Raw genomic sequence first — 12,471 nt, 5'->3', positions numbered from 1 at the left:
CCCGGCCCGGTTACAGCGCAGAGTATCTGAAACGCCACGAAGCGTTGCAGGGCGACGCAAACAATGACGACGGCGCGCTCCCGGGAGCCCCACACAACGCCTCCCGCCGTAAGGTCCGGGCCCGCACGGAGTGAAGGGATGGAGGATCCCTCGTGACTTCACTCTGAAAGGCGACGACGTTTACGAGACCAGGGAGGCCAGGGGAGGCAGCTCCGCACCTCCGGGGGTCCGAGAGTGCTCAGTCGATACAGAACTCGTTGCCCTCGATGTCCAGCATCGGGATGCACGACTCGTTTTCCCCATCGGCATACAGCGTTTGCACATGGGTCGCACCGAGCGCGACCAGTCGAGCGCACTCGGCTTCAAGCGTGGCCAGGCGCTCGTCTCCCACGAGACCGGTGCCGACCCGGACGTCGAGATGCACCCGATTCTTGACGATCTTGCCTTCGGGGACGCGCTGGAAGTACAGCCGCGGCCCCACGCCTGAGGGATCACTGCAGGCGAACCATGAACCCTGCTCCTCAGGAGGCAGGGTGCGGTTGAAATCCTCCCAGGTGGTGAACCCCTCCGGTGGCGGCGGTATGAGGTACCCCAACACTTCACACCAGAAGCGAGCGAGGCGCTCGGGTTCTGCGCAGTCAAAGGTGACTTGGAACTTCTTGATCACTGACATCGGCGCACCGTACCCCGCACCACAGAGACCCTGCCGCTCATTTCCCCAGGCGGTTGCGCCCGCCACCCGCCGCGCCCGGGGCCGCCTTGGACACCAAGTCGGAACGAACGCGCCCTGAAATCAGGAGAGGCCGGTCAGGGCATGCACAACTCATTGCCCTTCGACGCGTCTGAGCCACCCCGTAGAAACTGAGCCAGACCCGGCTCTCCTTGTCGAAGCCAACCGCCAACCTGTCTGACGAGGCACGCCCGCCCGCGCGGCTCTCGGGTGCGGATGCAGGCCCTCGACCGGAACCAGCGTCGTGACATCATCAAGCGATGACGGACACCAGCAGCGACGACGGCCGCGCCTTACGGCGCGAGACCGAGCGGATCGTCAACGAGATCGCCCAAGGACTCCGCACGTTGGACGCTGGTGCGGGCTGGTTCTCATGCCTCGCCCCGACAGGCCAGCGGGAAGTCCTGCAGGAGGTCGCCGGTTATGCGATGCAGGCGCACATCACAGCTGCGGACGGCCGTGCGGGGGTGGCGCGGTCCGGTGTGAAGCCGACGGCCAACCCCTCGGTCATGATCTGCATGGACCCACCCCGATACGGGTTCGCGGGCCTCCCCGCCGCCGAGTACGTCAAGGCATTCCACGTCCTCGTTTCCGCGTTCGCCATTGCCGACACTCGCCGCCGCGAGGCGTACTGCAGAGGCGCCTGCGGACATGCATGGCACAACCTGCCGGCTGCAACCGGGCAGCCGTAGCATCGGCCACCCCACCCCTGACTGGGGTGGCTATCGGACGGCCCTCCCATGTGACGCCCCACCAGCCGGGCTGAACTCGTTCTGCCCGGGCCTCGGTGTCCGGAGCAGCTGCGCCGCGAAGCACTGCGTGAGACGGGTCTGCATCTGGCCGGACCGGGTTCCCCAGGGTGAGCAGGGGAGCTGAGCGGGACGGTTCTCCAGACGCTCGGACATGTCTCGCCATGAGCCAGAACAGGGACATGCGGACTGCGATGTCACTCCTGTCTGCCGGTACGCAGCAAGGCCCTGCAGCTTCCTGTGGTGGCGGGCCCGAGCCTGAGAGCCCATCGGGACGCCAGGGTTGAGACGCCGCGAGGCCCCTCCCGGGCACTGCTTCGGGAAGGGCGTCATGCTGGTTGCCTGCTGCGATGCGGCGTAGGACGCGAACTCAGGCGCAGCCGCAGCCGCAGCCGCAGCCGCAGGAGGTGACCGTGACCTCGTCGATCGCAGGCCCCCTCGCGCCGGGAGTGGTACTGGAGAACGTGGGGGTCGTAGTGTCGCCGGTGGCCACGAACGCGAACCGGCGCGCCACCCAGGGGTCTCCGGCGGCGCATCTGCGTAGGCGGGAGGCGTTTGCCGCCGGTGGTTCGGGGAGTCGAAGAGAAGGAACAGCGCCGCGCGGCCGTCGGCCCGGCCCGGCGCGGATAGCCTGCACGCGTGAAGCGGATGCAGCGGGCCGCCGGCGCGGTCGTCGGCTCAGCGGTGGGTGACGCCCTGGGCGGTCCTTTCGAGTTCGGTCCCCAGGGAGCCTTCTCCGCGCGGTTTCCCACGCCTGGCGCCGGTGGCGAGATGTGCGGAGGCGGTGGCTGGGACCCCGGCGAGGCCACCGACGACACGCAGATGGCCGTGCTGGTCGCTGAGTCGCTGCTGGAGCGGGGCGGTCTGGATCTGCCGGACATCTTCGCCCGCTTCCAGCGGTGGGCCGCGTCAGAACCCAAAGACATCGGCCTGCAGACCGAAGACGTCCTCACCAACGGCATGCCCTGGGACCTCGCCGCCGCGATCCATTTCCAGGTCAACCAGCGAGCAGCGGGAAACGGTTCCCTGATGCGGGCATCGACCGCCGCGGTCCACTTCGCAGCGGCCGGCCCGGAAGCCACCATGGACGCTGCCCGCCGCATCGCAGCCCTCACCCACGGCGACCGCGCAGCTTGGGAAGGCACCGCGATCTTCCACGAACTCATCCGCGTCACGTTCGAGGGCACCGACCCCCTCAAGGCGCTCCCGGACATCCTGGCTCTCGTCCATCCCGACCACCGGGGCCGTTACGCCACTGTCCTCGCGCCCGACTGGCACCCCGATCAGGCGACCGAGTTCAACGGTGCCGTCTGGCCCTGCCTGGGCTCCGCCGTCTGGGCCCTGCGCACGACCACCAGCTTCGAAACCGCGGTACGCGCGGCGATCGACCTCGGCGGTGACACAGACACCGTCGCCGCGGTGACCGGAGGCCTCGCGGGGGCGTACTACGGGCTGGATGCAATCCCCGCCCACTGGACCCAGCCGCTCCACGTCCCCCTGCCAGGCTTCGACCGACGCGTGCTGCGCCTGGCGGATCTGCTCGACCTCGCACACCGCCTCGGAGGCTGAACCGGGCGCTGCTCCAGGATGATCAGCTTCGATATCGAAGCCGGGCACCGGATGGCCATAGGCACCCTCCGGATCCATCAGCACGCTCTCCAAGCGGGCTCGGCTCGTCGCACCCAGCTCCGCGATCACATCGCTGCCCCTGTCCCGCTACCGGTGATCTGCCAGCAGATCGAGGCTACTCATGGGTGGCTGCCGGGGGGCTTCACCGACCGATGCCGTTGCTTTTGAGTCGCAGAGATCGTTTGCCCCGGGTGTGACGGGTGAGTGCGGGGCAGCGGGTGCGGATCGGGACCCTGACGAAGCCATTCACCGCTGAGCTGGTGGACGCGGCCGTAATCAAGCACGACCGGCTGAGCGGCGGCGGCGCCTCCTGCCGACCAGGCCGGTCGTGCACTTCGTCCTGACCCTGTCTCTCGTCGCCCGGGATTCGTAGGAGGAGGTGCTGCCGCTGCTCCAGTCGTATGCCGGGCTGTCTCAGGTGGTGATGGTGAGGATCGCCGAGCCGGTGAGCCGGTGCGCGGCGTTCTCGGCGTACAGCCGGAAGTAGCTCGTCAGGCCCGCAGCCCGGTGGAACGTGAACGAGCTGCCGGTGAGCAGCGGCCCCGACGCCCGGACGAAGCACGGTCCGTCGGCGGTCGAGGGACCGCTGCAGGACCCCTCGCGATAGCCAGTCGTCACTGTGTCGGCCGGGTCCTTCGGGTCCCAGCTGACGGTTACCTGCTCGGTGGCCGCGTCATAGCTGTACGCCAGGCCTGTCGGCGCCGGTGCCGGCGCGGTTTGGGTGACACCGGTCGGCGCTGCAACCGCCGGGACCGTGGTTGCTCCCCCTGCTGCCGCCAGCGCGATGGCCACCGCCGCTGCGCGGCAGGCGATCCGTGCGCGCTCTCGCATGTCCCCTCCAGGATGTTGATCGTTTCGGACTGCGGAAGGTTACGAGCCCGTCCCGCGGCCTGGGATGGCGGGCAGGGGGCGGTGAGATGGCGAGCGGCTGAAGTCTTGCCGCGCGGCGCCGGAACACGACGGTCATGACGCGAGGGCAGGGAGTTCGCCTCGGCGTCCCCAACAGTTGTCAAGGTGGACCTCAGCAACTACCGCAGTGTCCGCGCGTACCGTCGACGAGGGGTTCGAGGTAGTCGGCGTGGGGGCCTTCGAGGGCCTTGAGGTCGGCCCGGGCATGGACGAAGGCGATCTGGTCGAGCTCGGTGACCTGGCCGACAGCGGCGGCTGCGGAGACGACTGCGGCGAAGCGGTCACGCACGCATGGGACCGGGCATCCTCCAGGTGATCTCACGGACGGCAAGATTCCCTCTTTGTCCCCGTCTGGCGTACAACCTTGTGGTGTGGTCGACTGTCTCACCCGGTATCAGAGTTACGCGACCAAGCGCGACCAAGGGGGACAGGATGCGACGTGTCAGAGCGGCAGTGGCGGTGCTCGCGCTCATGGGCGCCACGCTGGGGACGGCGGCGAGCACCGCGGGCGCGGCCCCGGCGGAGGGACCGCGCGCGGCGGCGGCCTGCCCGACGGGCTGGGGCAGCGGTGCCAAGGGTGGTACCGCCATGGGAGCCGATCACCTGGAGGACATCAGGACCGGACAGCACGAGTGCTACGACCGCATGGTGTTCATCGTGTCCGGCGGCGGCAACCACATCGGCTACCACGTCCAGTACGTGGACCGGTTCTACGCGGACCCCTCGGGCCAGTACATACCCGTTGCCGGCGGGGCGATCCTCGACATCCGCGTCGGCGCGTGGAGCTACGACCTGGAGGCCGGCGTGCCGACCTATCCGGGGAAGGTGGGCAAGGCCCTGCCCGGCGTGAACCTCAGCGGGTACAGGACCTTCCGGGACACCCGGTTCGGCGGCACCTTCGAGGGACAGACGCAGGTCGGTCTCGGTGTGCGCGCCCGACTGCCCTTCCGGGTACTCCAGTTGGACGACCGCGTCGTGGTCGACGTGGCCCACAGCTGGACGAGTTGACCCACGCCCGGCCAGTCCCGACCGCCCGTTCCTCCCGGGCGTCAACGTCGTGGCGCGGTCCCCACACGCGCCCCGATGCCGGCCTCGTACGCGCGTAAGAGCAGCGCGTTGAAGGCGAGCGCGGCCGGCGGGTCGGCTCGGGCGGTGGGGCCACGGCCGCCCACTCGTCCTCGCTGAGTGGCTACGGCAGGGCGGTACGGGCCGGCGTGCTCGGCAGGGCGTTGCTCGGGACGTCCGGGGCGAGGGCGGCGTGCGGGCGGCTTCGGCTTGCTGCTCCTGGCGGCGCTGATCGTCACGCGGCTGCTGCACGCGTTCGTGTTCGGCGTCGGCGGCGAACTCGTCCTGGACGGCAGCGCCGCCGGGCGTCCGGGGCGTGGACGCCGCCGGTGGTGGCGGGCAGTTGCACGCTGAGCTCCCACTTGCCGACTTGGGCGGGGCCGCGCGGATCGCCGGGCAGTGCCTCGCTGCCGCGTTCGAGGTGCTGCTGCAGCCGGCTTTCTTGAGCGCGGCCGCGGCCTCCGTGGCGGTCATGCCTGTGTCGCGCCGACGGACCGAGCGGCGGCCGGCCTTCGCCCAGCCGACCGGCTTGTGGGCGCTGCGGCCTCGTCTCTCGCCGACGGCTATGAGATTGAATGTGCCAGCACCTGAACGACGGCGACGCATGGGAGACACGCAGTGCAGAGCAAGGACACTCCGCTGATACCGGACGCGGTGTGGCTGGAGGACCGGTTGGGCAAAGGTTCGCTCTGGCGCCCGGACGAGGCTGACCTGCCGGCCGAGCTGACTGATGCCGCATCGAGAGAATTCCTGCTCCGGGTCGGATTCCCCGCCGTCCACCTCGACGTCGTGGGGATCGACACGAGGCACTTGCGGGACGAGTACGCGCTGGAACCGTTCGATGCCGACGAGATCTACGGGGAACGCTACCCGGACGACGACTCGCCGCCCAAGAACTTCTGCTTCACCATGGCCACCTGGTACGACCAGCACCTGATGCTCGGCGCGGCGGACGGTGGCATCACCCACTACGACCCCAACGGGTGGGACCACGGGGCCGGGTGGAAGGGACCGGCCGCCGATTCCCTCCCCCAGCTGGCCGTGCTCCTCGGGCTGATCGCCGAGTCGAGCAACGCCCTGGAATCGGCCGACGACGCCGCACGCGCGGCCGCCGTAACCGATCTACGTGAGCGAATGACCAGCCAGGACCTGTATGTGGACGACTCTGCGTTCTGGGATGAGATCTTCGAGCGTCTGGACTGAGCATGGGGCCGGTGAGGACCTGCGTCGCCGGGACGCCGTGCAGCCGAGCGTAGGCGTCGACGCCCCGGATCGGGTGCGCCGGCCCGGCCTGGGACATGGTCGGCCCGCCGTCGCCGACGGGCTCAGCCAAGCCATCGAAACAAGACGCTCCGGTCGCCGACTCACGTGCTCACTGGTCAGCAAGGGCTCCGTCGTAAGGCAGCCCTGCAAACGGAGTACGGATAAGCAGTCGGCTCCGCGCGGTCTGCGTCACCCGCCGTGGACGGCGACGCAGCACGCCCCACCGCTCGACGCTGCGGTCGAGGCCGGCGACACCTGATCGCATCAGGGTCGGCAGCAGTCGGCTGCGCTCAGCTCGGAGCTTCGTCAGGGGTCATGAGGTGCCCGGACTACGGTGAAGGCGGGAGGGTGCGCCTGCGGACTGGGCTCCCTCCTCGCCTAGGGTCATCGTGTCGTCGTCCGACAGCTCCACGACGTACACGTGCCCTTTCTCGCAGGTCAGCGTGGAGGCCGAGCGGTCGGTGGGGTGGCTTGTGACCGCCTCGAGGGTGACGGTGGCTCCGCGTAGGCCCCGCAGTTCGAGGGCTTCGGTGCAGCCCACCTCGCGTTGAGTGCCGGCCTCGGTGACGTTGCTGACCTGCTTGCCGGCGAGCTCTCCGACCGCGGCGGTGTGCAGGGTCAGCGTGACCTTGAACGAAGTGGTGCGGGGCGCGAGTCGTCCATCGGCGCGAGGATTGCCCGGCCCGGTGCCGGTCCACACTCCCGTCCACTTTCGCGGGAGCGCCGAAACGGTTGCCGAGGTGGAGGGCGTGGAGCGCCCGCCGTCCTTCGTGTCCGCACCCGCTCGATCATCGCGTCCGTCGAACGGGTGCAACAGCGCGACCATGGTTACGGCGGCGGCCGCTGCGACCACACCGACAATCCACCAGGTGCGGGAGGTGGAGGGCGTGGACTGCCTGGTGCCAGTCGGGGCGGGCGGTACGCCAGAAGGGCCGCCCGGTCGTGCGCCAGGGGGAGGCGGGGGTCCGAAAACACCCACGGGGCCGGTCCCGGCCGCGGGCGGCGGGGTCGTTGCGCCGGCGGGTGGCAGGGGTGCGTTCCAGGCGGGCGGCACCGGAGCCGTCATGAGGGTGGGGGCCGCGACCAGGCGCGCCACTTCCGCCTCGCGGGCCGCGAGTTCGTCACCGAGGCCGGGTGGCAGGCTCTGTTTCCAGGCCGAGCCGGATCGGTTGCGCAGCAGGTCGGTCAGTTCCCTGCTGCTGGGTCGCTGCTCGGGCTGTTTGGCAAGGCAGCGTCTCACGACGGGCAACAACTCCGGTGGCAGGGAGTCGATCTGAGCCGGCTCGTGCACGATGCGGTACAGCAGCGAGGCCGCCGAGACCTCCTCGCCCGGATGCTGGAACGGGCTGTGTCCGGTCGCCGCGAACACGAGGACACAGCCGAGAGAGAAGACGTCACCGGCCTCGGTCACGATGCCCCGGGAGACCTGCTCGGGGGCCAGGTAGCCCGGAGAGCCGATGACGCCGCCGCTGTGGGTGTGCCGCGAGTCGTCGGCTGCCCGGGCGATACCGAAGTCGATGAGCATGGGCCGTTCGCGGCCCAGGAGGATGTTCGAGGGCTTGATGTCCCGGTGCGCCAGCGAGCAGGCGTGGACGGCCGCGACAGCAGAAGCCAGTTCGCCGGCCAGTGCCCGCAGGGCGACCGTCGGAAGCGGCCCGTGGGCCACGACCCATTCGGCCAACGACGGCGCCGGGACGTACTCGGTCGCGAGCCACTGGGGGCGGTGGCCGGGCGGACTGAAGTCGATGACGGAGACGGTGAACGGCGACCGGACGAGGTCGCTGTTGCGGACTTCCCGGGCGAACCGTGCCTCGAAGTCGGGTGCCTCGGCGAGATCCGGGCGAACGGTCTTCAGCGCGAGCGGCCGTCCGGCCGTCGTACGGGACAGATACACCTGGCCCATGCCTCCGGCGCCCAGGCGTGCCAGGGTCGGATACCCCCCTACGGCAGCCGGATCCGTCGCCTCCACCGGTTTCACGTGCCCCTCCCCCAGTCTTGCCGTCTCACCCGGCAGCGACGGGCGCTGCGCGGATCTTGCGGGCAGCCAGCAGGATACGTGGACGGCATGATGGATGAACCCGGTGAAGGCCGCCGACAGCCAGGTGAGTCAACGGAGGTACTCATTCTCAAGGCGGCCGGAGGGGGAGCGCCTTTGGTCTGGCACAGGATGACGCGGTGGTTCAGACGATCCGGTAGAAGGTGATCGCGGGTTGGTACGACTCGATCGGGGTGCCCCTTCAGTCAGTCGGCGGCTGGTCAGCCAAGTATGCTGATCGCTCACTCTGGGTCAGGCTTCTGTGGACTGCTTGAGAGATCTTCTTCATGGCGGAGAGAGGATCAGACAGGGAGACATCCCACAGCCGGACCTTTTCGTCGGCTCCGCCGCTGGCCAAGGTGCGGCCGTCCGGGCTGAATGCCAGCGATTTCACGGTGTCGGTGTGCCCGTTCAGAGTCGTGCGTAGCCCTCCGGTGGCTATGTCCCACAGTCGGACCGTCCTGTCGTCTCCGCCACTTGCCAGAGTGTGACCGTCAGGACTGAACACCAACGATTCGATATTCCCCGTGTGCCCGTTCAGGGTGGCACGTAGCTTTCCGGTGGCCGTATCCCACAGACGAATCTTCTCATCGTCCCAACCGCTGGCCAGAATGCGGCCGTCAGGGCTGAAGGCCACCGACACGGCGCGGCCGACTTCCGGTTCGATAGCCGTGCGCAGATTGCCCGTCCTTGTATCCCACAGTCGGAGCTTCCCATCGTCCGCGGCGCCGGCCAGGGAGTTGCCGTCAGGACTGAACGCCACCGACTCGGCGGACCATTCGAGGATGTCGGACTGCCCGCTCAGGGTGGTGCGCAGCTTGCCCGCCGTCATGTCCCACAGCAGGACCTTTCCATCGCCTCCGCTGCTGGCCAGAGTGTGGCCGTCCGGGCTGAAGGCCACCGAAAGCACGGTGTCGAGGTGTCCGTTGAGGGTCGTGCGCAACTTGCCGGTTGGCATGTCCCACAATCTGATTGCGTTGTCGTAGTCGTCCCCGCCACTGGCGAGGGTGCGGCCGTCAGGGCTGAACGCAACCGTTTCCACCGCACTGATGTGTCCGTGCAGAGTGGTGCGCAGCTTGTCCGTCGCCGTGTCCCACAGCCGAATCTCCCCGTCGAACTCCCCGGCCGTCTCATCGGACTCGCCGCTGGCCAGGCTGCGACCATCCGGGCTGAACGCCACCGATTGCACGCCACCGGAGGCTTGCAAGGTGGCGTGCGGGCTACCTGGGGCGGTGTCCCACAGTCGCACGGTTTTGTCGTCCCCGGTGCTGGCCAAGGTACGGCCGTCCGGGCTGAAGGCGACCGACTCGACGATGTCGGTGTGCCCTTTGAGGGTGGCGCGCAGTCTGCCCGTCGCGGGATCCCACAGCAGGACCTTCTGATCGCCCCCGCCGCTGGCGAGGGTGTGGCCGTCAGGGCTGAAAGCCACCCCCATGACGGTGTCGGTGTGTCCTTTGAGGGTGGTGCGCAGTTTGCCCGTGGCCGTGTCCCACAGACGGACTTTCGCATCGGCTCCGCCGCTGGCGAGGGTGTGGCCGTCCCTGCTGAACGCCACCGCTTCCGCGCCGCCGATGTGCGCCTTGAGGGTGGTGCGCAGCTTGCCCTTCGCCGCGTCCCACAGCAGGACCTTCCCGTCGGACTGTTCACCCTTCCCACCGGACTCGCTGCTGGCCAGAGTGTGACCGTCCGGGCTGAACGCCACCGACTCCACGGTGTGGGTGTGTCCTTCGAGGGTGGTGCGCAGTTTCCCCGTGGCCGTGTCCCACAGGCGGACTCTCGCATCGACTCCGCCGCTGGCAAGGGTGTGACCGTCCCTGCTGAACGCCACCGACTCCACGGCGCTCGGGGTCTTCAGGGCGGTGCGCGGCTTGCCGGTGGCCGTGTCCCACAGCAAGACCTCCCCGTCGAACGGCTGCCCCTTCCCCTCGGACTCACCGCTGGCCAGGGTGTGGCCGTCGGGACTGAACGCCACCGACTCCACGCTGCCGCTGGTCTTCAGGATGGCGCGCGCTTTGCCCGTCGCCGTATCCCACAGGCGGACCCCATCGACTCCCCCGCTGGCCAGCGTGTGGCCGTCCGGGCTGAACGCCACCGACTCCACGGAACCGGTGTGCCCGGTCAGGCGGTGCTGGAGTGGGAGCATCGCGGCAGCGAAGAGGCTGGCGGTGGCTTCCCTTGTCGGACTGGCCCGGTACGCCTGGACCGCCAGGAGGGACGCCAGATCGGGGTTGGCCCCGATGAGGCCGTCCGACTCCGCGGCGAGCTGGCGGGAAACCGCCACCCGCTGTGCGGTGAGCGCCTGCTGCCGCTGCTGCTCGCTGACCCCATATTGCTGCCAGGCGATCAGCCCGGCGGCAAGGGCGAGTACAAGCAGGACGGACAAGGCCAGAGTGAACTGGCGCAGGCGCCGGGTGGTGCGGCCGGCTGCTTCTTGTTCGCGGCGGCGGCCCGTGATGCTGAGGGTGAGGAACTCCCTTTCGACAGCGGTGAGGTCGCTTTCGGCGTCTGTGAGGAGGAATGTCTCTTCGGCTGCGGTGAGCCGGGTGCCGCGTAACAGCGCGCCGGGGTCGCGGTCGAGGTCGTCCCATGTCCGTGCGGCTTCGGTGAGCTGACGGTGAAGCCGCAGGCGGTCTCGTGCTTCGTTGATCCATGCCTGCAGACGAGGCCACGCGGCGATCAGAGCTTCGTGAGTCAGGTCGACGGTGTCCTGCTCGAGCGTGAGCAGGCGGGCACGGGCGAGATGTTCGAGAACCTCGTCCGTGTCGTCGGGATCACCGAGATCCAGCTCCGTGCGAGGAGCGGGCCGTCGGGTGTCGGGTGTTCCCTCGCCCGGGGTGATCAGGCGCAGCATGACGCGGCGGGCGAGGTCAGCCTGTGACGGGGTGAGACGGGAGTGCACGTCTTCCGCTGTGCGGGCGAGGGCACCGCTGAGGCCACCGGCCGCTTGATAGGCCTCTATGGTGAGGGCACGGCCTTTGCGGCGGCGCCAGGTCTCGAGCAGGGCGTGGGACATCAGCGGCAGGGCGCCGGGTTCGTCTTCGACCTCCTCGATGATGCGTGCGGTCAGTCCGCGTTCCACGATCATCCCCGCGGCCTGGGCTGGTTTGGTGATGGCCTCGCGTAGCTCGTCACGGCTCATGGGGCCAACCAGCACGGTCTCGTCCTGTAACGCCGCAGTGAGGGCGGGGTGTTCGGCGCAGCGGCCGAGGAAATCGGCACGTACGGCGATGACAACGCGAAGCCGGCTTGCCGGGTCGGTGGCGGCCAGGAGCCGGTCGATGAACTGATTGCGTTCTGCCGGGTCGGTGCAGAGGGTGTAGAGCTCCTCGAACTGGTCGACGATCAGCCACGTGTCGCCGCCGGCGTCCTCCGGTGTCAACCGCCGCTCATGGACGCGTAACGGATGCTCTCCGGGAGTGAGGATACGCACTGCAGCGGGCTGCGGACCTGCGACTTCAGGGATCCGCAGGCGTGGGATGAGGCCGGCGCGCAGAAGAGAGGACTTGCCACTGCCCGACGGGCCGAACACGGCAGTGAACCGGCGGGAGCGGGTCAACTCGAGCAGACGGTCGGTGAGTTGTCCACGGCCGAAGAACAGGTCGGCGTCACCCGGCTCGAAACGGGCCAGTCCACGATACGGGGGCTCGGCGTCCTCGTCCTCGGTGCGCGGCTTTGCCGCCGCCTCCGCAGACGCCTCACGCCACCGCTCCTCCCACTCCTCGGGGTCGCCACCGCAGGCATGGACGTACGCCAGTAGGACCGGCAGGGTCGGCAGCCGCTCTCCCGCCGCCGCCTGCGACAGGGTGCTCGCACCTTGACCGGTACGCTGCGCCATCACCCGGTACGTCGGACTCCCCGCCTCCACACGAAGCTTGCGTAACGCGTCAGCGAATCGCGCGACCGGCCCCGCACTTGGATCGAGCGGACTCTCAGGACGTCCCGCCATCGACATCTCACCCCCACTGAACGCCCCTCCCCCGTGGATGCGGCGCGGCCCTGCACGCTACGGAGCCGGGGGCAGGAGTGTAAATACCCGCACTTTCTTTGGTCAGTGCCTCTCGCCGGGGACGCCGTCCGCGCCCGCCATTGAC

The 12,471-nt window shown here is 69.1% G+C and carries 10 protein-coding genes; 5 read left to right on the top strand and 5 right to left on the bottom strand.

The window, feature by feature from the left end; genetic code table 11:
- Positions 1 to 238: 238 nt before the first annotated feature.
- A complete protein-coding gene (locus tag S1361_RS37315) occupies positions 239 to 673 on the bottom strand; it encodes a VOC family protein (RefSeq protein WP_208036228.1) in 435 nt (144 codons plus the stop codon).
- 317 nt (positions 674 to 990) lie between these two features.
- Here S1361_RS37315 and S1361_RS37310 point away from each other — a divergent pair, with 317 nt between their 5' ends.
- Both S1361_RS37310 and S1361_RS37305 read left to right on the top strand, forming a co-directional pair.
- A complete protein-coding gene (locus S1361_RS37310; protein ID WP_208036227.1) occupies positions 991 to 1,422 on the top strand; it encodes a DUF5958 family protein in 432 nt (143 codons plus the stop codon).
- Between the two features lie 696 nt (positions 1,423 to 2,118).
- Entirely contained in the window at positions 2,119 to 3,048 is a 930-nt protein-coding gene (locus S1361_RS37305) for an ADP-ribosylglycohydrolase family protein (protein WP_208036226.1), read from the top strand.
- Positions 3,049 to 3,522: 474 nt separating this feature from the next.
- On the opposite strand, the gene S1361_RS37295 is transcribed toward S1361_RS37305, so the two are convergent.
- A complete protein-coding gene (locus S1361_RS37295) occupies positions 3,523 to 3,900 on the bottom strand; it encodes a hypothetical protein (RefSeq protein WP_208036225.1) in 378 nt (125 codons plus the stop codon).
- Between the two features lie 229 nt (positions 3,901 to 4,129).
- Positions 4,130 to 4,306, bottom strand: coding sequence for a hypothetical protein (locus S1361_RS37290; protein WP_208036224.1), 177 nt, complete (start codon positions 4,304 to 4,306; stop codon positions 4,130 to 4,132).
- Positions 4,307 to 4,449: 143 nt separating this feature from the next.
- Here S1361_RS37290 and S1361_RS37285 point away from each other — a divergent pair, with 143 nt between their 5' ends.
- The 3 genes from S1361_RS37285 (at position 4,450) to S1361_RS37275 (ending at position 6,285) form a co-directional block, all read left to right on the top strand.
- The gene (locus tag S1361_RS37285) at positions 4,450 to 5,025 is read left to right on the top strand and encodes an AMIN-like domain-containing (lipo)protein (protein WP_208036223.1); all 576 of its coding nucleotides are present in this window, start codon (positions 4,450 to 4,452) and stop codon (positions 5,023 to 5,025) included.
- 267 nt (positions 5,026 to 5,292) lie between these two features.
- Positions 5,293 to 5,436 carry a hypothetical protein gene (locus S1361_RS37280; RefSeq protein ID WP_208036222.1) on the top strand — a complete coding sequence of 48 codons (144 nt, stop codon included), beginning with the start codon at positions 5,293 to 5,295 and terminating at the stop codon, positions 5,434 to 5,436.
- A 264-nt stretch (positions 5,437 to 5,700) separates the two neighbouring features.
- Positions 5,701 to 6,285 (top strand): SUKH-4 family immunity protein, encoded by a 585-nt coding sequence (locus S1361_RS37275; protein WP_208036221.1) that lies wholly within the window; start codon positions 5,701 to 5,703, stop codon positions 6,283 to 6,285.
- Positions 6,286 to 6,658: 373 nt separating this feature from the next.
- Here the strand turns inward: S1361_RS37275 and S1361_RS37270 are convergent, their stop codons facing one another.
- A complete protein-coding gene (locus S1361_RS37270; RefSeq protein ID WP_208036220.1) occupies positions 6,659 to 8,323 on the bottom strand; it encodes a serine/threonine-protein kinase in 1,665 nt (554 codons plus the stop codon).
- Positions 8,324 to 8,582: 259 nt separating this feature from the next.
- Positions 8,583 to 12,326 carry an nSTAND1 domain-containing NTPase gene (locus S1361_RS37265; RefSeq protein ID WP_208036219.1) on the bottom strand — a complete coding sequence of 1,248 codons (3,744 nt, stop codon included), beginning with the start codon at positions 12,324 to 12,326 and terminating at the stop codon, positions 8,583 to 8,585.
- Positions 12,327 to 12,471: the final 145 nt, after the last annotated feature.

This window comes from Streptomyces cyanogenus, assembly GCF_017526105.1.
Taxonomy (GTDB): domain Bacteria; phylum Actinomycetota; class Actinomycetes; order Streptomycetales; family Streptomycetaceae; genus Streptomyces; species Streptomyces cyanogenus.
The sequence above is the reverse complement of the archived record's forward strand: the minus strand, read 5'-3'. Positions and strand labels throughout refer to the sequence as shown.